This window comes from Rahnella sp. JUb53, assembly GCF_004346065.1.
Taxonomy (GTDB): Bacteria; Pseudomonadota; Gammaproteobacteria; order Enterobacterales; family Enterobacteriaceae; genus Rahnella; species Rahnella variigena.
Genome location: NZ_SLYT01000006.1, coordinates 186,055 through 208,823 on the forward strand (window position 1 = coordinate 186,055; position 22,769 = coordinate 208,823).

24 protein-coding genes are annotated in these 22,769 nt (G+C 53.6%); 19 read left to right on the forward strand and 5 right to left on the reverse strand.

What is annotated here, in order from left to right; translation table 11 throughout:
• Positions 1-65 precede the first annotated feature (65 nt).
• The 3 genes from flgN to flgA form a co-directional block, all read right to left on the reverse strand.
• Entirely contained in the window at positions 66-518 is a 453-nt protein-coding gene (flgN, locus tag EC840_RS15835; RefSeq protein ID WP_112289795.1) for a flagellar export chaperone FlgN, read from the reverse strand.
• 48 nt (positions 519-566) lie between these two features.
• Positions 567-869 (reverse strand): flagellar biosynthesis anti-sigma factor FlgM, encoded by a 303-nt coding sequence (gene flgM, locus EC840_RS15840; RefSeq protein WP_112289796.1) that lies wholly within the window; start codon positions 867-869, stop codon positions 567-569.
• A gap of 158 nt (positions 870-1,027) precedes the next feature.
• Positions 1,028-1,768: a flagellar basal body P-ring formation chaperone FlgA gene (flgA, locus tag EC840_RS15845; RefSeq protein ID WP_165929041.1), complete on the reverse strand. Its 741-nt coding sequence runs from the start codon at positions 1,766-1,768 to the stop codon at positions 1,028-1,030.
• 164 nt (positions 1,769-1,932) lie between these two features.
• Between flgA and flgB the strand changes: the two genes are divergently transcribed.
• The 11 genes from flgB (at position 1,933) to flgL (ending at position 12,185) form a co-directional block, all read left to right on the forward strand.
• Positions 1,933-2,343, forward strand: a complete 411-nt coding sequence (flgB, locus tag EC840_RS15850) for a flagellar basal body rod protein FlgB (RefSeq protein WP_112289799.1) — start codon at positions 1,933-1,935, stop codon at positions 2,341-2,343.
• Between the two features lie 6 nt (positions 2,344-2,349).
• Entirely contained in the window at positions 2,350-2,754 is a 405-nt protein-coding gene (flgC, locus tag EC840_RS15855; RefSeq protein ID WP_112289801.1) for a flagellar basal body rod protein FlgC, read from the forward strand.
• A gap of 11 nt (positions 2,755-2,765) precedes the next feature.
• On the forward strand, positions 2,766-3,470 hold the full coding sequence (gene flgD, locus EC840_RS15860; protein WP_112289802.1) for a flagellar hook assembly protein FlgD: 705 nt from the start codon (positions 2,766-2,768) through the stop codon (positions 3,468-3,470).
• An 84-nt stretch (positions 3,471-3,554) separates the two neighbouring features.
• Positions 3,555-4,799 (forward strand): flagellar hook protein FlgE, encoded by a 1,245-nt coding sequence (gene flgE / locus EC840_RS15865; protein WP_129639902.1) that lies wholly within the window; start codon positions 3,555-3,557, stop codon positions 4,797-4,799.
• 35 nt (positions 4,800-4,834) lie between these two features.
• Complete coding sequence (locus tag EC840_RS15870) at positions 4,835-5,590, forward strand: flagellar basal body rod protein FlgF (RefSeq protein ID WP_112289805.1); 756 nt, start codon at positions 4,835-4,837, stop codon at positions 5,588-5,590.
• Positions 5,591-5,611: 21 nt separating this feature from the next.
• The gene (gene flgG, locus EC840_RS15875; protein WP_120163011.1) at positions 5,612-6,394 is read left to right on the forward strand and encodes a flagellar basal-body rod protein FlgG; all 783 of its coding nucleotides are present in this window, start codon (positions 5,612-5,614) and stop codon (positions 6,392-6,394) included.
• Between the two features lie 216 nt (positions 6,395-6,610).
• Positions 6,611-7,315, forward strand: a complete 705-nt coding sequence (locus tag EC840_RS15880; RefSeq protein ID WP_120163010.1) for a flagellar basal body L-ring protein FlgH — start codon at positions 6,611-6,613, stop codon at positions 7,313-7,315.
• A 10-nt stretch (positions 7,316-7,325) separates the two neighbouring features.
• Positions 7,326-8,432 carry a flagellar basal body P-ring protein FlgI gene (locus EC840_RS15885; protein WP_129639903.1) on the forward strand — a complete coding sequence of 369 codons (1,107 nt, stop codon included), beginning with the start codon at positions 7,326-7,328 and terminating at the stop codon, positions 8,430-8,432.
• Positions 8,432-9,400, forward strand: coding sequence for a flagellar assembly peptidoglycan hydrolase FlgJ (gene flgJ, locus EC840_RS15890; RefSeq protein WP_120163008.1), 969 nt, complete (start codon positions 8,432-8,434; stop codon positions 9,398-9,400). The genes EC840_RS15885 and flgJ overlap by 1 nt, the downstream gene beginning before the upstream one ends.
• A 142-nt stretch (positions 9,401-9,542) precedes the next feature.
• A complete protein-coding gene (gene flgK / locus EC840_RS15895) occupies positions 9,543-11,195 on the forward strand; it encodes a flagellar hook-associated protein FlgK (RefSeq protein ID WP_132966066.1) in 1,653 nt (550 codons plus the stop codon).
• 27 nt (positions 11,196-11,222) lie between these two features.
• Entirely contained in the window at positions 11,223-12,185 is a 963-nt protein-coding gene (gene flgL, locus EC840_RS15900) for a flagellar hook-associated protein FlgL (RefSeq protein WP_112289816.1), read from the forward strand.
• Between the two features lie 308 nt (positions 12,186-12,493).
• Here the strand turns inward: flgL and EC840_RS15905 are convergent, their stop codons facing one another.
• Both EC840_RS15905 and EC840_RS15910 read right to left on the reverse strand, forming a co-directional pair.
• Positions 12,494-13,189 carry a CidB/LrgB family autolysis modulator gene (locus EC840_RS15905; RefSeq protein WP_129639905.1) on the reverse strand — a complete coding sequence of 232 codons (696 nt, stop codon included), beginning with the start codon at positions 13,187-13,189 and terminating at the stop codon, positions 12,494-12,496.
• Positions 13,182-13,586 carry a CidA/LrgA family protein gene (locus EC840_RS15910; RefSeq protein WP_112289820.1) on the reverse strand — a complete coding sequence of 135 codons (405 nt, stop codon included), beginning with the start codon at positions 13,584-13,586 and terminating at the stop codon, positions 13,182-13,184. Before EC840_RS15910 ends, EC840_RS15905 begins: the two co-directional genes overlap by 8 nt.
• A gap of 372 nt (positions 13,587-13,958) precedes the next feature.
• On the opposite strand from EC840_RS15910, the gene EC840_RS15915 reads away from it, so the two are divergent.
• The 8 genes from EC840_RS15915 (at position 13,959) to EC840_RS15950 (ending at position 22,696) form a co-directional block, all read left to right on the forward strand.
• The gene (locus tag EC840_RS15915; protein WP_132966068.1) at positions 13,959-15,527 is read left to right on the forward strand and encodes an ABC transporter substrate-binding protein; all 1,569 of its coding nucleotides are present in this window, start codon (positions 13,959-13,961) and stop codon (positions 15,525-15,527) included.
• Positions 15,527-16,579: an ABC transporter permease gene (locus tag EC840_RS15920; RefSeq protein ID WP_112289823.1), complete on the forward strand. Its 1,053-nt coding sequence runs from the start codon at positions 15,527-15,529 to the stop codon at positions 16,577-16,579. Before EC840_RS15915 ends, EC840_RS15920 begins: the two co-directional genes overlap by 1 nt.
• A 21-nt stretch (positions 16,580-16,600) precedes the next feature.
• Complete coding sequence (locus EC840_RS15925; RefSeq protein ID WP_132966207.1) at positions 16,601-17,464, forward strand: ABC transporter permease; 864 nt, start codon at positions 16,601-16,603, stop codon at positions 17,462-17,464.
• Positions 17,454-18,323, forward strand: coding sequence for an ABC transporter ATP-binding protein (locus EC840_RS15930; RefSeq protein ID WP_132966070.1), 870 nt, complete (start codon positions 17,454-17,456; stop codon positions 18,321-18,323). The genes EC840_RS15925 and EC840_RS15930 overlap by 11 nt, the downstream gene beginning before the upstream one ends.
• The gene (locus EC840_RS15935) at positions 18,316-18,993 is read left to right on the forward strand and encodes an ATP-binding cassette domain-containing protein (RefSeq protein ID WP_132966072.1); all 678 of its coding nucleotides are present in this window, start codon (positions 18,316-18,318) and stop codon (positions 18,991-18,993) included. Before EC840_RS15930 ends, EC840_RS15935 begins: the two co-directional genes overlap by 8 nt.
• Before the next feature lie 341 nt (positions 18,994-19,334).
• Positions 19,335-19,988: a response regulator transcription factor gene (locus EC840_RS15940; protein ID WP_132966074.1), complete on the forward strand. Its 654-nt coding sequence runs from the start codon at positions 19,335-19,337 to the stop codon at positions 19,986-19,988.
• A 32-nt stretch (positions 19,989-20,020) separates the two neighbouring features.
• A complete protein-coding gene (locus EC840_RS15945; protein ID WP_132966076.1) occupies positions 20,021-21,556 on the forward strand; it encodes an EAL domain-containing protein in 1,536 nt (511 codons plus the stop codon).
• A 654-nt stretch (positions 21,557-22,210) separates the two neighbouring features.
• Positions 22,211-22,696, forward strand: a complete 486-nt coding sequence (locus EC840_RS15950) for a fimbrial protein (RefSeq protein ID WP_112289852.1) — start codon at positions 22,211-22,213, stop codon at positions 22,694-22,696.
• The last annotated feature ends 73 nt before the right edge of the window (positions 22,697-22,769 follow it).

Genomic DNA, 22,769 nt, shown 5'->3' on the forward strand with positions numbered 1-22,769 from the left:
TATCGTGGATATGAATTGTCGTGCGGGAGAAGTGCTGAGGGGAAAGCGTTTCCCCCCGTCTGGCTCTACACAGAGATCTTGCGTACGGTTTGCCCCGACACGGTTTCCTGCCCGTTCGGTCCGTAGAATTTCTGCGTCTGGCTGGCATTGAGAATAGCCAGCGCCTCGGTGTTATAGGCAATTTGTTTGCCCAGTAACATGCCGTTATGGCGATTGATCTGACTCAGTTTAGTGGTCAGTTGCACGACTTCTTCCCACATTGCCGTGATTTCCGGCTGACGCTGCCCTTGTGGATCTAAGTAGGGGGCATTTTGTTTCAGGCGCTCGTCATGCTGACGACGCTGCTTATCAAGATAGTCTACCGTAGCTAACAGTGAGCTTTTCTGCTCGGTGATATGTTGCAGGGCAGCACCATTAACGCGGCCCGAGCAAAGTATCGTTTGTTCGTGATTAATCACTTGATCCAGAGCTTGCAACGTTTCAACCAAGGTAGTCATGGTCTTGATAAAGTTCTTCATCGGGCCTTAATACCTTCCAACTATCGTCTTTAATCCTGAAGCCTCAGTTTAAAGACCTTTGAGATAATCCTGCGTGTCCTGCAACAAAGCATCGGCAATTTTGCCGGTATCCATGGTCAGTTTGCCATCACGGATAGCTTGTTTCAGTTCGTCGACACGTGCCGTGTTGATGTCCTGAGCACTGGACTGAGTCAGAGACGCTTGCGCTGAACTCAGGGTCACCGCCGTACCGCTGGTGGTGGTGCCAGAAACGGTACCTTCTTTGCGCGCAGTCTGAACAGAAGCTTCAGAAGGATCGCGCTGCTGGATCGAAGTTAAAGGTGAAACACCTTGCGTGCGATCGATAGCCATAATCTTTTCTCCGGTTAGGGTATTCAGGGCTGTTAATTAACACAAAAACCCTAAAAATGCCGTCGTGAGACGACTCTGATACGTTTGTTATCGACATGTGGCGAAATAACTTTAGCCTTTATTGCAACTTTTTGTCCAAAAGTGGTTGCAATACAGGGTTAAATCTCCACTGTCACAGAGCCGTCCGGGCCGACCATCCCGTTCACAATCACGCCTGACGGCATTCTGATCCGCACCGAGTCATTCGCTGCTGCATTATTCATCGCCTTTCCGGCACTCGACACATTGAATCCACTGCCTGTTGCCTGAACCTGCACTTCCTGTCCTGCATGCACCATCCACGGACGTCGTAACATCGAAAGCGTTAACGGCTGACCAATGCTGATATTGCGCAGCGTAATGCCGTTAATCGCCTGTTTGCTGTCGAGAATCGCCTTCGGTGGCAATAAATCCAAACGGCCTGTTTTTTGCTGCAAATCCGTTTCTGCCAGATGCGCGCCCGACGGCACATTTTTCGCCGCGACCCAGTAGGTGCCGCTGACCTGTACCTTGGTCTGCACATAACTCTTTTGCCCGTTACAGTTCACCGCCACTGACACATTGCCCCAGGTACGGCTGTTGGGCGAAAGCATAAATTGTGGTGATAAACACTGTGGCTGACGCGCCGCGGGTGTGGTGACCAGCACCGTCACCTGCATTCCGCTTTGCGAATATTGCTGGCGGAAGAACTGCTGGATTTGCGAGGACAGCAGTGTATCGCTGTTCGCCGAAGCTGGCACGCTTGTGACCTGCTCGTTTTTCACGGGCACAGACTGTGCATAACTCGCCGCACCGGATGTCGCACCCAAAAAGATGCAGCCCAGTGTGATACCGAAACGACGGATTCTCTGCCTGTTCATACGCAATTCACCTTTGTGCCAACTTACTACTGGCGACAAGTCTACGCGCACTTTTCAATTCCTAAAGGAACAAATAGCGGACGATTTTGCGCTTATTCAGACGATAGGCAGTTGACACTCGCATTTATGCTGTCGACTCCAAAATCTCACTTTGCGGAGGGCGCATGCTCGACAAATTGAACGCCGCACTACAGTTCCAACAGGAAGCGCTCAACCTGCGTGCCCAGCGGCAAGAAATACTTTCAGCCAATATTGCCAACGCCGACACCCCAGGGTATCAGGCGCGCGATATCGATTTCGCCAGTCAGTTGCAGAAGGTGATGGAGCAGGGGCGCGCGAGTGGCAGCGGTATGTCTTTAGCGTTGACATCCGATCGCCATATTCCGGCGTCGAACGTCCAGCCTGCAGATATGGATCTGATGTATCGGATCCCTGACCAGCCGTCAGCCGACGGTAACACGGTCGATATGGATCGTGAACGTACTAATTTCGCGGATAACAGCGTGCGCTATCAGACCGATTTGACCGTCCTCGGCGGCCAGATCAAAGGGATGATGTCGGTGCTGCAAGGATAATAACCCATGTCAATGCTCGGTATTTTTGATATCGCCGGTTCTGCGCTTGCCGCGCAGTCTCAGCGCCTGAACGTCAGTGCCAGTAACATGGCCAACGCCGACAGTGTGACCGGCCCTGATGGCCAGCCGTACAAAGCGAAGCAGGTTGTTTTTCAGGTGGATGCGGCACCGGGGCAGGAAACGGGCGGCGTGAAAGTGGCGCAGGTCGTTGATGATCCGTCTCCGGACCGCCTGGTCTTCCAGCCGGGCAATCCGATGGCGGATGCCAAGGGCTATGTGAAGATGCCAAACGTAGATGTGGTCAGCGAAATGGTGAACACCATCTCCGCTTCCCGCAGTTATCAGGCCAACGTCGAAGTGCTTAACACCACCAAGTCGTTGATGATGAAAACCCTCACTCTGGGGCAATAGCGGAGCGAACCATGGCCATTACCACGTCGATTAATGACACCACAGACAACACCACGATCACCAGCACCAGTTCCGGCGGTTCGTCCACTACGGGCGCCAGTTCTGCCGATGATTTATCCAGCAGTTTTCTGACGCTGTTAGTCGCACAGCTAAAAAACCAGGATCCGACCAACCCGATGGATAACAGTCAGTTGACCAGTCAGCTGGCACAGATCAGCACCGTGAGCGGGATTGAAAAACTCAATACCACACTCGGCAGCATTTCGGGGCAAATCACCAGCGGTTCTTCCGTACAGGCCAGCTCCCTGATTGGTCACGGCGTCATGGTATCCGGCAGCGCCATTCTGGTCGGCAGTGACACTGACGGCACCGTCAGCACCACGCCATTCGGTTTTGAGCTGGAAACAGCATCCGATACCACCACGGCCACCGTCAGCGATTCCACCGGCAAAGTGGTGAAAACCATCTCGCTGGGCGGCCAGACCGCCGGTGTTCACAGTTATACCTGGGATGGCACGCAGGACGATGGCACCAAAGCACCGGATGGCGGCTACACCTTCAGCATCAATGCCCTGAACAACGGACAGCAAATGGTCGCGACACCGCTTAACTATGCGCTGGTCAATGGTGTCACCACCAGTTCATCAGGCACCACAGCACTGGATCTCGGGGTGCGGGGAACCGCTTCCGTCGATTCAGTTCGCCAGATTTTGTAAGCCGTTGGCTCACTTCCTTCGCAGGAAGAAGAGCTGAAATCCTTAACTTCATGCAGCAACTACACACAGTAAAATGGAGCTAACATGAGCTTTTCCCAAGCAGTCAGCGGCCTGAGCGCGGCATCCACCGACCTGGACGTGATCGGTAATAACATCGCCAACTCCGCCACCGTGGGTTTCAAAACAGCGACCGCTTCTTTCGCCGATATGTTTGCCGGTTCTCAGGCAGGCATGGGCGTTAAAGTCGCGGCTGTTACCCAGAACTTTAACGATGGCACCACGACCAACACTTCACGTGGCCTGGACGTGGCGCTGAGCGGCAACGGTTTCTTCCGTCTGGCCGACAGCAGCGGTACGGTTTATTACTCGCGTAACGGTCAGTTCTCCCTTGATGCTAACCGCAATCTGGTGAACTCGCAGGGTCTGAGCGTGACAGGCTATCCGGCAACGGGTACGCCACCGACCATCGCCGCCGGTGCGCAGCCTACCGCGCTGAGCGTCCCGACCACCATGATGAGTGCGAAAGCCACTACCGCAGCCACCATGGTCGCTAACCTGAACTCTACCGACACGGCTATTCCGGCAGCGAAGACATTCAATGCTAACGACGACACCACGTACAACTACGTCAACAGCATCACCACCTATGACTCTCAGGGTAACGCGCACGATAACAACGTGTACTTCGTGAAAACCGCGTCCAATACCTGGGATTTGTACTCACTCGACAGCAGTGTGGCCGGTTCTGCCGCCACCAAAATGGGTACGCTGCAATTTGATACCAGCGGCGCACTCGCCAGCGCAACCCAGGCTGACGGCACTGTCAATGCTGACGGTTCCCTGCCGATCGTGATGAATACCTCCACCAACGGCACCGTGACGCCGCAGTCTGTTGGCCTGAACTTCACCGGCAGTATCCAGCAGAGCACCGGCAGCGACAGCATCGGTTCCCTGACGCAGGACGGTTACGCCGCAGGCCAGATGACCGGTTACACCATCAATGATGACGGCACCATCACCGGCACTTACTCCAACCAGAAAACGCAGCTGCTGGGACAGATTGTCCTGAGCTCCTTCTCTAACCCGGAAGGTCTGCAATCTGAAGGCAACAACGTGTGGACGGCAACGTCGTCTTCCGGTCAGGCCGTTAACGGTGTGGCAGGCGCGGGTGGTTTTGCCAGCATGACCAGTGGTGCGCTCGAATCTTCCAACGTCGATCTGAGTGCTGAACTGGTGAATATGATCGTTGCTCAGCGTAACTATCAGTCGAACGCGCAAACCATCAAAACTCAGGACTCCATCCTGAACACGCTGGTTAACCTGCGTTAAGACGCTCTTTTTTACTTTGAGAACAGGGCAGCACTATGGATCACGCTATCTACACCGCGAGCGGCGCAGCGAGCCAGACACTGGTTCAGCAGTCGGTCACGTCAAGCAACCTTGCTAACGCCAATACACCCGGCTTTCGCTCGCAACTTTTAGCCATGCGCGCGGTGCCGGTGGAAGGTCAAAGCCTGCCGACTCGTACGCTGGTCACGGCGTCCACGCCGGGCGCAGACATGACGCAAGGCAAACTTAACTACACCGGCCGTCCGCTGGATGTGGCTTTACAGCAGGACGGTTTCCTTGCGGTGCAGATGCCTGATGGCACTGAAGCTTATACCCGTAACGGCGACATGCAGGTGTCACCGACTAACCAGCTGACCGTACAAGGTCATCCGGTGATGGGGGATAACGGCCCGATCGAGGTTCCGCCGAACTCACAGCTGACGATTTCTGCGGACGGCACTATCGCCGTGCTCGAAGCCGGCGCTGACCCGAACACCATGGGACAGCTCGGTAAGCTCAAGCTGGTGAAAGCCGCAAACAGCGAAGTGACCCGTGGCGACGACGGCATGTTCCGTCCGACCCCGGCCACGGCGCTGGCGCGCGGTGCCGCTTTACAGGCCGACCCGACCATTCACGTGATGCCGGGAACACTTGAAGGCAGTAACGCGGATCCGGTGTCGACCATGGTTGACATGATTGCCAACGCCCGCCGCTTTGAGATGCAAATGAAAGTCATCCACAGCGTCGATGAAAATGAACAGAGTGCCAACAATCTGCTGTCAATGAGCTGATGATGGCAGAGGAGTAATGACATGATCCCATCGCTGTATATTGCGAAAACCGGTCTGGATGCGCAGCAGACCAACATGGACGTCATCGCCAACAACCTGGCGAACGTCAGCACTAACGGCTTTAAACGCCAGCGTGCGGTATTCGAAGACCTGCTTTACCAGACTGTCCGCCAGCCAGGTGCGCAGTCTTCTGAGCAGACCAACCTGCCATCGGGTTTGCAGATTGGTACCGGTGTGCGTCCGGTGTCGACTGAACGTCTGTTCTCGCAGGGCAACCTGTCGCAGACCAGCAACAGTAAAGACATCGCCATCAAAGGCGAAGGTTTCTTCCAGGTCCAGCTGCCGGACGGCACCACCGCGTATACCCGCGACGGTTCTTTCCAGGTGGATCAGAACGGTCAGCTGGTGACGTCGAGCGGCTATCAGGTGATCCCGGCCATCACTATTCCGACCAATGCGCTGAGCATGACGGTTGGTCGTGACGGTATCGTCAGCGTGACCCAGCAGGGGCAGACGGCGGCACAACAAGTTGGTCAACTGACGCTGAGCACCTTCATCAACAACAGCGGTCTGGAATCCATGGGTGAAAACCTTTATCAGGAAACCCAGAGCTCCGGCGCGCCAACCGAAAGTACTCCGGGACTTAACGGTGCCGGCCTGCTGTATCAGGGTTATGTCGAAACCTCGAACGTCAACGTCGCGGAAGAGCTGGTCAACATGATCCAGACGCAGCGCGCTTACGAAATCAACAGTAAAGCCGTGTCTACGTCGGATGAAATGCTGCAGAAACTTTCGCAGCTGTAAGTGTTTAGTACGTCATAACTTTTAGTACGTCATTACTTTTTGTACGTAACAACTTTTAGTACGTAACAACAAAGTGAAAGTGGCTGTCGCAGATTCGGGCAGCCACAAAAACAAGAGGGCTGGGGCCGGATGGCGTCAGTCCTGAACCGGTTCAGATCCCTACCAGGTCGATTTTTTTAAGGCGAAACTGTGGTGAGCAAAAAAATAACGTCGGTAATGACTTCTTATACAGACCGACCAGGCAAGCTGGTGCTGCCGCTGTTAATCACGTTACTGGCGAACGGCTGCGCGTATATGCCGCATACCCCGCTGGTACCCGGAACCACCACAGCGACCCCTGCGCCCGCCGCACCGCCGGTGCCTAACGGTTCGATTTTCCAGTCCGTTCAGCCGATGAACTATGGTTATCAGCCTCTGTTTGAAGACCGCCGTCCACGTAACATCGGGGATACTCTGACCATTGTCTTGCAGGAAAACGTCAGTGCGAGCAAAAGCTCCTCGGCGAACGCCAGCCGCAACGGGTCAACCACCTTTGGCGCCGCCACTACGCCGCGCTACCTGGAAGGGCTGTTCGGCAATGCCCGCGCCGATCTGGATATGTCCGGTGCCAATACCTTCGCCGGTAAAGGCGGCGCAGCAGCCAATAACACTTTCAGCGGCACCCTGACCGTGACGGTCGCGGAAGTGCTGGCTAACGGCAATCTGAAAGTTGTCGGTGAAAAACAAATCGAAATTAATCAGGGAACCGAATTCATCCGGTTCTCCGGTGTGGTCAACCCGCGCACCATCAGTGGTGCAAACGCCGTTATCTCCACGCAGGTGGCAGATGCGCGCATCGAATACGTGGGTAACGGCTACATCAATGAAGCGCAGAACATGGGCTGGTTGCAGCGGTTCTTCCTAAACTTATCGCCGTTATAACGAGGCAATCATGCGAAAACTACTTTCCGGTGTTATCTGTCTGGCGATGTCCGCCCTGGTGGTACTGCCCGCATCCGCTGACCGTATTCGTGATCTGACGACGGTACAAGGCGTGCGTGATAACGCCCTGATCGGCTACGGCCTGGTGGTCGGCCTCGACGGAACCGGTGACCAGACCACGCAGACACCGTTCACCACTCAGACCCTGACCAACATGTTGTCCCAGTTAGGGATAACCGTTCCGGCCGGGACCAACATGCAGCTGAAAAACGTGGCTGCCGTGATGGTGACTGCCAAAATGCCAGCGTTCTCGCGTGCCGGTCAGGCGATTGACGTCGTCGTTTCCTCTATGGGTAACGCCAAAAGTATTCGCGGCGGCACCTTGCTGATGACGCCGATGAAAGGCGTGGATAACCAGGTTTATGCACTGGCGCAGGGTAACGTGCTGGTCGGCGGGGCGGGTGCGTCTGCCGGTGGCAGCAGCGTAACGGTTAATCAGGTGTCCGGCGGTCGTATTACCGGCGGCGCAACCATCGAACGTGAACTGCCAAGCACCTTCGGCACCGAAGGCGTGATCAACCTGCAACTTAACGATGAAGATTTCAATCTGGCGCAGCAGGTCAGCGACGCCATTAACCGTCAGGGGATGGGCACCGCGTCGGCGCTGGATTCCCGCAATATTCAGGTCATCGTGCCGCGCGGCAATACGTCGCAGGTGCGCATTCTGGCGCAGATTCAAAATATCGAAGTCAACGTCGGGCCAATGGACGCGAAAGTGATTATCAACTCCCGTACCGGTTCGGTGGTCATGAACCGCGACGTGACGCTGGATAACTGTGCGGTCGCACAGGGCAATCTTTCTGTGGTCGTCGATCGTCAGAACGATGTCAGCCAGCCAAACACGCCGTTCGGCGGCGGTCAGACCGTGGTGACGCCAAACACCAATATTTCCGTGCGTCAGTCCGGTGGCTCTATTCAGCAGGTGCGATCCAGTGCCAGCCTGAATAACGTGGTCCGTACCCTGAACGCGTTAGGCGCGACGCCTATCGACCTGATGTCCATTTTGCAGGCCATGAAAACAGCCGGCTGCCTGCGCGCTGATTTGGAAATTATCTGATGAGCGATCTGATGTCGATGTCCGGTGCTTTCGACCCGCAAGGGGCGGCGTACGATGCCAATTCCCTCAACAAACTGAAGCGGGATGTGGGGCAAAATCCGCAGGCGCATCTCAAAGAAGTAGCGAAACAGTTTGAAGGCGTATTTGTCCAGATGATGCTGAAAAGTATGCGTCAGGCATTGCCGCAGGGGGGCATTCTCGATAACCAGTCCACCAAACTTTATACATCGATGTACGATCAGCAAATTGCACAGGACATGTCCGACAAAGGGTTGGGCATGGCCGATATGATGGTGGAACAGCTGACCGGCGGCTCTAAACAGCCTTCGGAGCTGTCCGGTACGGTGCCGATGGCGCTTGACGGTGAAGTGCTGAAAAGTATGCCGGTGCAGGCGATGGAACAGTATCTGCGTAAAGTCATTCCGACCGCCCCGGATCGCACCACCGGCGGCGCACCTTTACCTGCCGACAGCGGACAGTTCGTGTCCAGCCTGAGCATTCCGGCGCAGGTGGCGAGTAAAGACAGCGGGATTTCGCATCAGCTGATCATGGCGCAAGCCGCGCTGGAATCCGGCTGGGGACAGCGCGAGATACCGACCGCTGATGGCAAACGCAGCTTCAACCTGTTTGGTATCAAAGCGGGCAGCAGCTGGGACGGCCCGACCACCAATATCACCACCACCGAATACACCAACGGCGTGGCGAAAAAAGTCCAGGCCAGTTTCCGCGTTTACGGCTCATATGTGGAAGCCATCAGCGATTACATCAAACTGCTGACCAGCAACCCGCGTTATGCCCAGGTGGCCTCCGCCAATACCCCTGAACAAGCCGCGCATGAACTGCAACGCGCAGGCTATGCCACCGACCCGAATTATGCCGACAAACTGGTCAGCGTTATTCAGAAAATTAAAGGGGCAGGCGAGCAGGCGGTTAAGGCTTATGGCCATGATTTAAAAGATATCTTTTAGATCCCCAAATCCTCGTTTTTTTTCTCAAGTTTTGGCGGTGCAGGCCGATAACCAGATCAGAATGGGAAAAGGGGAAAGCCCCGATTCAGTTCCCTTAATTACACGGTGGTAAAAAAGGTCACCGGCAGACAAAAGGTCACTCATGTCCAGTAGCTTAATTAATACCGCAATGAGCGGACTGAACGCAGCGCAGGCCGCGCTCAGTACCACCGGGAACAACATCGCTAACGTCAGTGTGGCCGGTTATAACCGTCAGACGGCGATCATCACCCAAAGCAACGGCAACTCCACCTCCGCCGGTTACATCGGTAACGGTGTGACCGTGACCGGCGTGAACCGTGAATATAATTCCTTTGTAGTGACCCAGTTGCTCGGCGCCAGCGCCACCGGCAGCGCGCTCTCAACGCAGCTGGATCAGGCAAGCTCAATTGATGACCTGCTGGGCGACAGCTCAACCGGCATCGACGCCACCATGTCCACCTTCTTCAAAGGCCTGCAAACCCTGACCAGCAATGCCAGCGACAGCTCGGCACGTCAGGCGGTTCTCGGCGAAGCGCAGGGCTTAACTGCGCAGTTCAACAGTTCAGCGAAATACCTGAACGACATGAACACCGCGGTGAATCAGCAGATCACGCAGAACGTTGACCAGATCAACACCTATGCGGCGCAGATTGCCAAACTGAACACGCAGATCACGGCAACCCGTGGCAGCACCGGTCAGGAACCTAACGCTTTGCTCGATCAGCGTGACCAGCTGGTCAGCCAGCTGAACGACATTACCGGTGTGACCGTGACACAGCAGGACGGCGACACGTACAACGTCTCCTTTGCTAACGGCACGCCACTGGTGAGCGGCGGCAACTCTAAGACGGTGGTGGCCGTGGCTTCCAGCGCGGATCCGTCCAAACTGACCGTCGGTATGACTCAGCCGGACGGCACCGTTTCTGAAATTCAGGAAAGCCGTCTGACCACCGGATCTCTCGGCGGCACACTGGCGTTTCGTAAAGACAACCTCGAGCCGGCCATCAATCAGCTCGGGCAGCTGGCGCTGACCTTCTCTGATGCGTTCAACAGCACCAACAAAGCCGGTTTTGATCTCAACGGTGACGCAGGGACAGATTTCTTCTCTTACACCGGCGCAACGACCGTAGGTAACACCAAAAATACCGGCACCGCCGATGTCAGCGTGGCGTACAAAGATACCACCGCGGTGAAAGCCAGTGATTACACTATGGCCTATAACGGCACCAGCTGGGATGTGACCCGCGTTTCCGATGGCGCAAAAATCACGCCAACGGCAGGCACCGACAGCAGCGGCAATCCGACCATGGAATTCGACGGATTATCGGTTTCTGTTTCTGGCACGCCATCGACCAATGACAGCTTCACCATCAAAACTGTCAGCAACGTGGCGGGAAGCATGGGGGTGGCGATCACCGATTCTTCACTGATTGCCGCTGCCAGCGCAACCGACAGCGGTGTGAGCGATAACACCAACGCGCAAAAATTACTGAACTTGCAGACCGCCAAACTGGTGGAAGGCAAGTCTACGCTGTCCGGCGCTTACGCCAGCCTGGTGAGCAACGTCGGGAACCAGGTGGCGACACTGACCACCACCAGCACCGCGCAAAGCAATATCGTGACGCAGCTGACGACGCAACAGCAGTCTATTTCCGGGGTTAACCTCGATGAGGAATACGGCGATCTGCAACGTTATCAGCAATATTATCTGGCTAATGCCCAGGTTGTGCAGACGGCGTCGACGATATTCGACGCCATTATAAATCTCCGCTGATCCCAGAACTGATAAGGAACTGATGCCATGCGCCTTAGTACCAATATAATTTACCAACAAAACATGGATGCGGTGCTGGATGGGCAGAACCGTTTCCAGGCGACCGGTTTACAGCTTTCTACCGGCTCGAAAGTCAGTAAGCCTTCTGACGATCCGCTGGCGGCTTCACAGGCCGTGCTCGTGCGACAGGCGCAGTCTGAAAACAGCCAGTTCTCTGTTGCGCGTACTTTTGCTAACCAGAGCATGAGTCAGGAAGAATCGATTCTGTCGAGCGTGACGTCCACCATTCAGGATGCGCAGACGCTGATCGTACAGGCCGGTGATGGCTCGCTGAGTGACGATGACCGTTCTTCTCTGGCCACCAAGCTGGAAAGTCTGAAATCGCAGTTAGTGAATATGGCGAACAGCACCGACGGTAACGGGCGCTATATTTTCGCCGGTTATAAAAGTGATACCGCGCCTTACACGCAGGATCCGACCACCGGTGCGGTGACGTATTCCGGCGGCGATACGGCGATCACCCAGCAGGTTGATGCCAGCCGTACCATGACCATCAACCACACGGGTAATCAGATTTTCAACTCCCTGACCGGTGATGCGAAGAAAGAACCTGACGGCACGACCGGCGAATCCGATATCTTTAAGACGATCGACAGCGCGCTGACCGCACTGAAAACGCCTTCAGCGGATTACACCTCGGATACTGAATATTCCGACGCGATCGATAAAGCCAACCGTGGCCTGAGCAACTCCCTTAACAACGTGTTGTCCGTGCGCTCTGAGCTCGGTACGCAAATGAGTGAGCTCGACAGTCTCGATACGCTCGGTGATAACCGCGACGTGACCAACTCCACCAAGCTCAGCAATCTGGTTGATACCGAGTGGACCTCAGCGATTTCGACCTACACGCTGCAACAGGTTGCACTTCAGGCGTCATACAAGACCTACAGCTCCATGCAAGGTATGTCGCTGTTCCAGATGAACTCGTAATCCCTCCGGCGCGCCCGCATCGCGCGCCCGTTTTATCCTCTTCATAATCTGCTGCCAGTCCGCCAAATGCGGGCCGGCAGGCATTTTTCTGACTGTACTTAAACCGGGTACTCTCAGCTTTGTATGTCGTCTTTCTAAGGTTTGGCGACATACATCTTTTTCCCTCTTCATATTTCAGACTGGCTCAGCGTTGGCTGCCTTCGCGAACCCCGGTCACATACTTGTTGTATGCTCCCGGGGATTCGCTCAGTTGCCGCCTTGATCCAATCCGAACTATTTTGAGGGGCGTAGAGTGAGGTGATTATTCGTTAATGACCAAACATGGCGAGTAATACCGGGAACAGGAACGGAGCGAGGAGGGAGGTGATGATCCCGCAGATGACCAGCGCCAGGGAGCTGAAGGCGCCTTCCTGATAATCCATTTCTGCGCAGCGGGCGGTACCGAGGGCGTGTGAGGCGGTGCCCATTGCCAGTCCGCGTGACGCTTTGGTGGTGATCTTTAATATGTTCAGGATCGTATGACCAAATACGGCGCCAAGGATGCCGACGAAAATCACGCAGACCGCGCTGATGGCCGGAATGCCGTTAATGGACTGTGCCGTCGCCATGGCAATCGGCGTGGTGACGGATTTCGGTAACACCGAGGCGGCAATCTGTGGTGTTGCACCCATCCATAACGCGATTGCCGTGCCGGTGACCATGGCGACGACGCTGCCGATAAAGCAGATGCTGATGATGGATTTCCAGCGGGCACGGATCTGATGCAGCTGTTCGTACAGCGGAAACGCCAGTGCCACTACAGCCGGTTGCAGCAAATCATTGAGGATTTTACTGCCGGCGAAATAGCGGGCGTAAGGAATATGGGTCACCAGCAGCAACGGGATAATCACCACCATCGACATCAGTAACGGATTCAGCAGCGGCATTTTGAGTTTGATAGCCAGTTTGCGGGTGGCGAAAAAGACCAGCAAGGTCAGCGGAAGCGACCACAAAATATCAATCATTTTCTTTCTCCGCTTTGTCTGTCACCACGCCGCGTTCACCGTGGATATAGTGGGAACAATACGCGACAACCAGTAACACGATAATCGTACTGACCAGACAGGACACCACCAGCGGGCCGAACTGCGTGCGCAGCTGCTCGTAATAGTTCATCACCCCGACGCCTATAGGCACAAACAGCAGCGCCATATAGCGGATCAGAATGTTGCAGCCGGGTTTGACCCATTTAAACGGCAGAATCTGCGTGGAAAGCAGGGCGAATAAGATCAGCATTCCGATAATGCTGCCCGGGATCGTCAGCGGCAGAAGAGATGAAATGGCATTCCCGGCGAATAAACACAGATAAATCAGAATAAATGCCCGGATATATTGGAATGCCAGAGAAGTTGCATTGCTCATGGTGTTTCACCCAGTTGAATGATGCATTCATCATACAATTAAGATGTGATCTGCGCCACATAACTCAGTATGAAATTTAGGAATGAAGTGTATGCCAAAACCGCAGGGTTTGGCTGCTGAAATGACTCATATCCCCCGTATAATCAGCCGCCGATGGCCCTTGTAATAGTGTCTGTCGCTTTGCCCGAGCTCGTCCCCGTTTGTACAGTAACAATGCCCCGCCAGAGCCCGTCCTGCGGCTTTAATAACCAATCAGATAACGTTATTCAAAATTAGCATAACGATAGTATTTATCAGACTTTCTGGGAAGTTGAAGAAACTTTACACTCAACAAAACTTTAGCAATTTCGCTACTTTGGAGAGTCTGACCTGATGAAAGCTTTATTACCGTCCGTCCTGTTTACGGCTATTGCGGCTACTTTCGCGGTTCAGGCCGCCACACCGCCGGACACGCTGGTCATCGCCCAGTCCATTGATGACACTTCCAGCTTTGACCCGGCGCAGGGCTTTGAGCTGACCACGGTTCAGGCTTTCAACAATATTTATCAGCGTCTGGTGCAGTCAGATCCTAATAACCCGATTGATCTGAAACCCACGCTGGCGAATTCCTGGGAAGCGGGCAAAGATAACCGCAGCCTGACGTTTACCCTGTCGCCGAAAGCCGTGTTTGCCAGCGGTAATCCGCTGACCGCCGATGACGTGATTTTCTCGCTGTCACGCGTGGTGAAACTTAATCTCGAACCTTCTTTCATTCTGACTCAGCTGGGCTGGACTGATAAAAACGTCGATACCCTCCTGACGAAAGTCGACGATCAGCATGTGAAAGTCAGCTGGACCGCCGATGTCAGCCCGTCTTTCGTGCTGAGCCTGCTGTCTGCGCCGGTATCCTCGATTGTCGACAGCAAACTGGTGAAAGCTAACGCGACGGCTGACGACCTCGGTCATCAGTGGCTGAGCAACCATTCTGCCGGTTCCGGTCCGTATCAGATCCGTAACTATATTCCGCATGAAGTGGTGATCCTCTCCGCCAACCCGACGTCTCCTGAAGGCGCGCCGAAGCTGAAAACTATCCTGATTAAAAACGTACCGGATCCGGCTGCTCGCCGTCTGCTGATTGAGCAGGGCGATGCGGATATGGCACGCAACCTCGGTTCGGATCAGATGGCGGCGCTCGAAGGCAAAAAAGGCGTGAAACCGCTCGCCGTGCCATATGCCTCGTTATATTTCATGCAGTTCAACGCCAAAGCGTCTCCGGCGCTGGGCAATCCGGCCTTCTGGGAAGCGGCGCGTTACCTGTTCGACTATAACCACATCGCGCATGACCTGATGAAAAACCAGTTCCAGGTGCATCAGTCGTTCCTGCCGGAAGGTTATCTGGGCGCGCTGAACGATACGCCATACACCTATGACCCGGCCAAAGCCAAAGCGATTCTGGCGAAAGCCGGGCTGACCAACGTCAGCTTTACTTTGTCTACCGCCAACCAGCCGCCGTATCTGGATATCGCTCAGGCGTTGCAGGCCAGCTTCGCGCAGGGCGGCGTGACCGTTAAACTCGATCTGGGTTTAAGCTCGCAGATTTCCACTAAAGTGAAAGCGCATGAATACGACGCCTATATGTCTTCATGGGGCCCGGACTATTTTGACCCGAACACCAATGCTTCCGCGTTTGCTTTCAATCCGGAAGATGGCAGCAAAACGCTGGCATGGCGCGCCAACTGGTCGATTCCTGCGCTCAATAAACTGACACTGGCGGCGATTGCCGAGCCGGATCAGGCTAAACGCGTGGCGGATTACCGTCAGCTGCAACTGGAAGTGCAGAAAAACTCACCGTTTGTCATCGGCTTACAGGCTAAAAGCCTGATCGCCGTGCGTGACAACATTAAGGGCTACGTGCAGGGCATCAACCCTGACATGGTCTTCTACAGCAAGGTCACCAAGTAATGACAGACAGTTCAACGCCCGCCGGATTCGTCCGGCAGGGTTGGCGCTGGTCAGGCCGTCTGCTGACCGGCGTGATTTCGCTGGCGCTGACGTTGCTCGGCCTGCTGGCGTTCACCTTTACGCTTTCCCATCTTGCCCCGATTGACCCGACACTTCAGGTGGCGGGCGATCACGCCAGTGAAGCGACCTATGCGCAGGTGCGTCGTGATTTAGGTCTCGATCAGTCGGTACCGGTGCAGTTCGCCCGTTATCTGGATCATCTGGCGCACGGCGATATGGGGATTTCCCGCATCACCGCGCAGCCGGTCGCCAGCGATTTGATGCGCACTTTCCCGGCGACCGTCGAACTGGCCACCTGTGCCATTCTGCTTGGCGGATCGCTCGGCATTTTGCTGGCGCTGCTGGCGGTCTGGAAACCAGGCAGCTGGCTGGATAACGTCGCCAGAATGGTGTCGCTGCTCGGGTATTCCGTGCCGATATTCTGGCTGAGCCTGCTCGGTCTTTTGCTGTTTTACGCAGTGCTGCACTGGGCGGGCGGTCCGGGACGACTGGACGACTTGTATATGTACACCATGACGCCGCGCACCGGATTTGTGCTGATTGATACCTGGCTTTCCGGCGACCGCGACATGTTCTACAACGCCATCAGCCATTTGTGGCTGCCGGTAACCGTGCTGGCGATGTTGTCGATGGCGGGCATTACCCGTCTTCTGCGCGCCTCGATGCTCGGTGAAATGAACAAAGAATACGTGATTCTGGCGCGTTCCAAAGGCGCGGGCAGGGCGCGGGTTTTACTCTGCCACGTCTTCCCGAATGTGCTCGGAACACTGATCACCGTGCTTTCGCTTTCCTACGCCAGCCTGCTCGAAGGCGCAGTACTGACCGAAACCGTATTCGCCTGGCCGGGTGTCGGACGTTATCTGACTACCGCGCTGTTCGCGGCAGATACGCCAGCTATCCTTGGCGCGACGCTGCTGATCGGTACCTGTTTCGTGCTGCTGAACGCACTGGCTGACGCCCTTACTTATTTGCTCGATCCGCGGACCCGGTAGTTTTCGCTTATGACACAACAAATGATCCCTGAACAACCAGCGCAGGTCGAAATCGAGACTACCGTCTGGAAGCCTGCGCGACGCATTACCACGCTGAGCGTCGGACTGGTGCTGGTCGCCATTCTGGTGCTGACCGCGCTGCTCGCACCTTTACTGGCACCGTTTGATCCGAACATTCAGCACATCGAACTGCGCTTACTGCCGCCTTCACATCAGCACTGGCTGGGCACCGACGGTTTTGGCCGCGACCTGCTTTCCCGTGTGATTTACGGCGCGCGTCCGACGCTGCTGCTGGTGTCACTGATCCTGGTGCTGACCATTCCGGTCGGCCTGCTGATCGGCATCAGCGCCGGTTATATCGGTGGCTGGTTCGAGCGCATTCTGATGCGTCTGACCGACATCGTGATGTCATTGCCAAGTCTGGTAATGGCGCTGGCGCTGGTGGCTATTCTCGGTCCCGGCCTGATGAACGGGGCGCTGGCGCTGGCCTTTACCAGCTGGCCGCCGTTTGCCCGTCAGGCGAGGGCGGAAACGCTGGCACTGCGCCGCAGTGATTATCTGGCCGCGGCGCGTATGCAGGGCATCGGCGGATTGCGCCTGATGTTTGGTCACATCCTCCCGCTGTGTTTACCGAGCGCCGTGGTGCGGGCCGCACTCAGCCTCGGCGGCATTATTCTGGCATCCGCCGGTCTGGGCTTTCTCGGCATGGGTATTCAGCCGCCGACCGCGGAATGGGGCTCGATGGTTGCCGAAGGCAGTAAAGTGATTTTCGACCAGTGGTGGGTCGCCGCTGCACCGGGTGGGGCAATTCTGTTTGCCAGCCTGGCTTTCAACCTGCTGGGCGATGGCCTGCGTGACAAAATGGATCCACGACATGGCAACTGATTCCTTAAATACCGACAAACTTGTCGCGAAAGATCTCACCATTTATCTGCCGGGCGAACGTCCGCTGGAACTGGTGAAATCCCTTTCACTCAGCGTCGGGCAGGAACGCGTGGCGCTGGTTGGCGAATCCGGTTCCGGTAAATCCCTGACCGCCCGTGCGCTGATGGGGCTGCTGCCGCATCCGTGCCAGCTGCGTGCTTCGCAACTGACGCTGGGCGATCACGACCTGACCACGTTAAAGGAACGCGAATGGAACAAACTGCGCGGCAATCGTGTTTCGATGGTGATGCAGGATCCGAAACATGCGCTGAATCCGACGCAAAAAATCGGCAAACAGGTCGAAGAGCCGCTGCGTTTGCATACGCGTCTCGGGCGTAAAGAGCGTCAGGAAAAAGTAGCCGACATGCTGAATGCCGTCGGTTTGCCCAATCCGGCTTTTCTGCAACAGCAATATCCGCATCAGCTTTCCGGCGGGATGGGCCAGCGCGTGATGCTGGCGATTGCGCTGATCAACGATCCGCAGTGGCTGATCGCCGATGAACCGACGTCGGCCCTGGATTTTGACATGCGTGAACAGGTGCTGGGCTTAATCGAACGTCTGGTCGAACAGCGCAATATGGGGCTGATCCTGATCAGCCACGACCTGCAACAGGTGGCGCACTACTGCGAGCGCGTACTGGTGATGTATAAAGGCGAACTGCTCGATGAATTGCCTGCGGATCAGCTGGCACATGCCACGCATCCGTATACCCACACGTTATGGTCGTGCAGACCGAGCAAATTTACCCACGGCGAACGCCTGCCGGTGCTGGATCGTGCGCTGCTGGCCTCTTTAAAACAGGAGCCGAATCATGAGTGAGGCAATTGCTGAACTGCATCAGCTGAGCGTGTCCCACCGTCAGGGCGTTGAAGTCCGCACCGTGGTACATAACGTCAACCTGACGATTAATAAAGGTGAGTGCTTCGGGCTGGTCGGGCCGTCCGGTTGCGGTAAATCTTCTCTTTTGTGGGTACTGGCGGGGCTGAACGGTCACTGGGACGGCGGCCTGACGCTGCTCGATCACCACGTAAAACCCGGCAAGCCGTTCACCGGCAGTCTGCGCCGTGACGTACAGATGGTGTTTCAGGATCCCTACGCCTCGCTGCACCCGAAACACAAGTTGCTGCGCACGCTGGCTGAACCGTTAAAAATCCTTAAAGAGCAGGATATCGAACAAAAGATTGCTGAAGGATTCCGTCAGGTCGGGCTGGATCCGGCGCTGATGCACCGTTATCCGCATCAGCTTTCCGGCGGCCAGCGCCAGCGCGTGGCGATTGTGCGCGCGCTGTTGCTTAAGCCTAAGCTGTTATTGCTCGATGAACCCACGTCTGCGCTCGATATGTCAGTGCAGGCGGAAATCCTTAACCTGCTCAACGATCTTAAAGCCAGCAGTGACCTGACCATGATTCTGGTGAGCCATGATGCGGACGTGATTGACCATATGTGCGACAGAGCCGTACATATGGCAAAAGGAGTTGTTCTGAGTTAATTCGCTGAGGAGCCAGCCGGGTTGCTCACTGTCAAAATTCACCCCCGAACTGGCCTGCTGAGGCCAGCTTTGGCAGCAAAAAAAATCCATCCGGTTTAATTTCAATAAGAATATTCCTAGTTGCCATTCCATTGCTATCTTGTTTAAACTTTGTTTAGTAAGGATCCCGGCAGATTTTTATCCTGAAATAATACAAACATCTGACATTATTTGGGATATTGCCCACGCTCGCTGGTTTTTTCGAAATTATTAACCTAATCTTAAAATTTATTCCCAGATCAAAATTCCAAAAGTGGCTTGATAAAATAAAGCGAGGATTTAATCAAAGTAAGGAATAATTAATGGCGTGGAAAAGAAGAGAGAAAGTGGCAATTATGGAACCACTTTCGATGGTCAGTGATGTAATGTCGCAGATCCTGAGAGAAGAGAGTGACATTATTATTGAAGGCACACTTTCTAATTTCATATCCCTCAAGTCTTTGCTGGAATTGCGAAAATTGGATGTGGTTTTCAGTGAGGTTTATGATGTCAATACGTCTATTATTGAAGGCCTGGATTTCTTAAGAAAACTTAAAGCACAATTCCCCGCCATTGATATGATTATTCATACTGAAATAGAAATTCCTGCTTTACTGATTCAGAGTAATGCAGATGCTATCTATATGAAACAATTAGGCATTGAGGGCTGCCGTGCTTCCGCAGCGCAAATCCTTAATGCAACGAGCATGGTGAGCGTACTCTTTTACGAAGACAGGAAACTTCGTTACGATTTCGAAATACTGAGCGATTATGAATGGGAAGTGCTGATTATGTTCAGCCAGCAAATGAGCATTACTGAAATTGCGACGAAAATGAAAACCCAATATCGACGCATCAGCCGGGTGAAGCACATCATTATGGATAAACTTAAAGTGAGTAATAATGTGGCATTCAGTCAGTTCATGGCACTTGCCGGAAGCAAGTTTGGCGAGTATCCGCCGGTTTCTTTAAAATAATATTGCATCAATACTTTCATTTCAGGCACACCATGAAAACCGCAAAATCTGTTGGCCGGCCTTTATTATTTCTGTCAGGTACCTTGCTGGTAGCCACATTTATCCTGATTGTCACACATCTCGTCATCGCGACGTATGATCGTGACTATCTGGCTTCCTATGCCCGACACATCATGACGCGCGGACTGGAAGTTGCTGATGAGTCCGGTAAAATCGTCAGTAAAGTGAATGCCATACGCGATGAAACATGCAGTGATAAATTTCTCGATGAAATTCGTTATCTCTCATTTACCTCGGTATTTATCTCAGACATTGGCTACATCCGTGATCACCAGCTGAAATGTACGGCGATGCGCGGCCGTTTACCGGAGCCGGTGACGATGTCGGTGCCCGATGCCATCACCCGTTATGGTCAGCGCATATGGACATCCTTCAGCGGCATTGTAGACCCGCGGATCACCGCCGATATGATGGAATCGAAGAACGTTCTGCTTTTTCCGACACCGGCCGCATTTCGTGACATTTATGTTCCATATAACGGCTTCGGTGCCGTGCTGATCAACCACCGGCACGACCATGTTTTCAGGCTGTTTGGCGACACCGCCGGACTGGTGCGGGATGTTAACGAAATGCAAGGTTTTGCGTGGTGGCACAAAGCCCGGTTCACGGAATGCAGTAAACGATATGATATTTGCGTGATGGCCAGAAACACTCAGATCGGACTTTTTTCCCTTTCAGCCACGGCGACAGTATTTATTATTCTTGCAGCATTAGCAGCCGGTGGAATGTTTACTTTCGCACTCCTCCAATACATCAGTAATACCCGTTCATTACAGAATAAACTCAGGATGGCGATCAGCCGGGATGACATTTATATCAACTATCAACCCTTTGTGGATATTGATACCGGCAGGGTGATTGGGTACGAAGCGCTGGCCCGCTGGAAAGAGGTAAACGGCGACAATATACCACCGGATGTGTTTATCAAACTGGCTGAGTCGACACATCAGATTAAGGCACTCACCCGGTCTGTCGTCACGCGGACGCTGACAGAAATCGCACCACTCTTACGGGAGAATAACGCTTTATTTGTGAGTATTAACATCACTACCGCGGATGTGACTGAGGCGGATTTCAGGGTGTTTCTCGAAGAAGAGGTCGATAAAAGCAGGCTTCACCGCAAACAAATTGTATTAGAAATCACGGAACGTTCGACGGCAGACCATCGGCTGCTCAAAGAGTCATTAGCCCGGCTGAGAGATTACGGCTACCGCATTGCGCTGGATGATTTCGGTACCGGTTATTCCAATCTGGATTATCTGAGCAAGTTATCGTTTGATTTTATTAAGATTGACAAGATCTTCACCGATTCTGTTGGCAGTCAGTCAGTCAGTTTCAAAATGCTGAAAATGATGCTGGAAATGCTCGCCCAGACCGGTGCGACCATTATTGTGGAAGGAATAGAAGAACAGCATCAGGCGGACTTTTTCCTGAAAGAATATCCACGCATTGTCGGACAGGGCTGGTTTTACGGCAGGCCGGTGGATATTGATAAAATCACCTCCTGAGCGTGTCAGACTGGGGCCTTGTGCCCCTTTTATCTTTGTACCTCCATCATCGGGTCAATCCGCTTTATTTTCACCTCTCATGATTTCCATCTTCTATCTCGCATCTGCTTGTCTAAAGCACATCAATGTCGCCATGGTTTTCCCATTTGAGCGTTTTTAGTGATTCTTGAGCGACATCAATATTTACTCAGTCCTGACATAAATATCATTCTGAAAATATTCAATCTGGTTGTAATTGATATTTCCGGTTAAATAACACGCCGAATGATTATTTTGCGATCTGTTAATCATCTTAATGGCGCAGTTTATAGGCGGGCGTTTAATTATATTTAGAATATTCCTAGTTAAGAAATCGTAAGGAAGGAATATGTTTTCGAGATGTTAATTAAAATTGCAGATTATTTCTCTGGCAGGAAAACGGATCTACATCAATTTAGTGGATTAGTGTATGAAATAACTCACATCAGAAGAATAATTCACTAATTTATGCGTTTTTGACGAGATTGATTGCCGAAAAAGGTCGTGACTTTATAGTGACTAGCACTGGCAGCGTACCCGGCGAAGGGACCTGCCAGAAGGAAATTAATCTAATGGAGAAAAGACGTGAATAAGAAAATTTTAGTGGCTTGTGGTTTACTGGTAGCGGGTTATTCAATGACGGCATCTGCTGTATCTGATAACACTATTTCGTTTCAGGGCGAAGTCACTGATGAAACCTGTTCATTGACCGTAAATGGTAATGACACTGCGCCAATTATCTTATTACCTACTGTCTCAACGTCTGATTTATCTGCGTCAGGTGACGTAGCGGGCGCGACGACATTCGAAATGGGTGTGAGTGGTTGCACAGGTAGTACTGACTCAACAGCTATTAGCACGGTATTTGTCGGCAATTTGGTTGAAACGACAAATGGCACTTTAGGTAATACTGGTACAGCAGAAAACGTAACAGTTCAAATTCTGGATACAAAAGGCACTGAGATTGACTTAAGTTCAACCTATACGGCCGAAGGCGATCTGACTTTAGCTGCAGGTGACACGGCTTCGACCGCGACATATACCGCTCAATATTATGCGACTGATGTTGCTACAGCAGGTACTGTTGCGGCTTCACTGCAATATGCAGTGACTTATCAGTAAGCGTTAAATAATCGCAAGATGGCAGAACGCTGCCATCTTATTTTATATCATGCGGCGTGCCACTGATATCCGA

Bases quoted from the DNA above. Each gene is read 5' to 3' on its own strand.
- EC840_RS15915 (WP_132966068.1), top strand. From the start codon at position 13,959: ATGAAAGCTTTATTACCGTCCGTCCTGTTTACGGCTATTGCGGCTACT.
- flgM (WP_112289796.1), bottom strand. From the start codon at position 869: ATGGCTATCGATCGCACGCAAGGTGTTTCACCTTTAACTTCGATCCAG.
- flgL (WP_112289816.1), top strand. From the start codon at position 11,223: ATGCGCCTTAGTACCAATATAATTTACCAACAAAACATGGATGCGGTG.
- EC840_RS15880 (WP_120163010.1), top strand. From the start codon at position 6,611: ATGACTTCTTATACAGACCGACCAGGCAAGCTGGTGCTGCCGCTGTTA.
- flgN (WP_112289795.1), bottom strand. From the start codon at position 518: ATGAAGAACTTTATCAAGACCATGACTACCTTGGTTGAAACGTTGCAA.
- EC840_RS15940 (WP_132966074.1), top strand. From the start codon at position 19,335: ATGGCGTGGAAAAGAAGAGAGAAAGTGGCAATTATGGAACCACTTTCG.
- EC840_RS15935 (WP_132966072.1), top strand. From the start codon at position 18,316: ATGAGTGAGGCAATTGCTGAACTGCATCAGCTGAGCGTGTCCCACCGT.
- EC840_RS15870 (WP_112289805.1), top strand. From the start codon at position 4,835: ATGGATCACGCTATCTACACCGCGAGCGGCGCAGCGAGCCAGACACTG.
- EC840_RS15930 (WP_132966070.1), top strand. From the start codon at position 17,454: ATGGCAACTGATTCCTTAAATACCGACAAACTTGTCGCGAAAGATCTC.
- flgE (WP_129639902.1), top strand. From the start codon at position 3,555: ATGAGCTTTTCCCAAGCAGTCAGCGGCCTGAGCGCGGCATCCACCGAC.
- EC840_RS15885 (WP_129639903.1), top strand. From the start codon at position 7,326: ATGCGAAAACTACTTTCCGGTGTTATCTGTCTGGCGATGTCCGCCCTG.
- EC840_RS15905 (WP_129639905.1), bottom strand. From the start codon at position 13,189: ATGATTGATATTTTGTGGTCGCTTCCGCTGACCTTGCTGGTCTTTTTC.
- flgJ (WP_120163008.1), top strand. From the start codon at position 8,432: ATGAGCGATCTGATGTCGATGTCCGGTGCTTTCGACCCGCAAGGGGCG.
- flgG (WP_120163011.1), top strand. From the start codon at position 5,612: ATGATCCCATCGCTGTATATTGCGAAAACCGGTCTGGATGCGCAGCAG.
- flgB (WP_112289799.1), top strand. From the start codon at position 1,933: ATGCTCGACAAATTGAACGCCGCACTACAGTTCCAACAGGAAGCGCTC.
- EC840_RS15920 (WP_112289823.1), top strand. From the start codon at position 15,527: ATGACAGACAGTTCAACGCCCGCCGGATTCGTCCGGCAGGGTTGGCGC.
- flgD (WP_112289802.1), top strand. From the start codon at position 2,766: ATGGCCATTACCACGTCGATTAATGACACCACAGACAACACCACGATC.
- EC840_RS15910 (WP_112289820.1), bottom strand. From the start codon at position 13,586: ATGAGCAATGCAACTTCTCTGGCATTCCAATATATCCGGGCATTTATT.
- EC840_RS15925 (WP_132966207.1), top strand. From the start codon at position 16,601: ATGATCCCTGAACAACCAGCGCAGGTCGAAATCGAGACTACCGTCTGG.
- flgK (WP_132966066.1), top strand. From the start codon at position 9,543: ATGTCCAGTAGCTTAATTAATACCGCAATGAGCGGACTGAACGCAGCG.
- flgA (WP_165929041.1), bottom strand. From the start codon at position 1,768: ATGAACAGGCAGAGAATCCGTCGTTTCGGTATCACACTGGGCTGCATC.
- EC840_RS15945 (WP_132966076.1), top strand. From the start codon at position 20,021: ATGAAAACCGCAAAATCTGTTGGCCGGCCTTTATTATTTCTGTCAGGT.
- flgC (WP_112289801.1), top strand. From the start codon at position 2,350: ATGTCAATGCTCGGTATTTTTGATATCGCCGGTTCTGCGCTTGCCGCG.
- EC840_RS15950 (WP_112289852.1), top strand. From the start codon at position 22,211: ATGACGGCATCTGCTGTATCTGATAACACTATTTCGTTTCAGGGCGAA.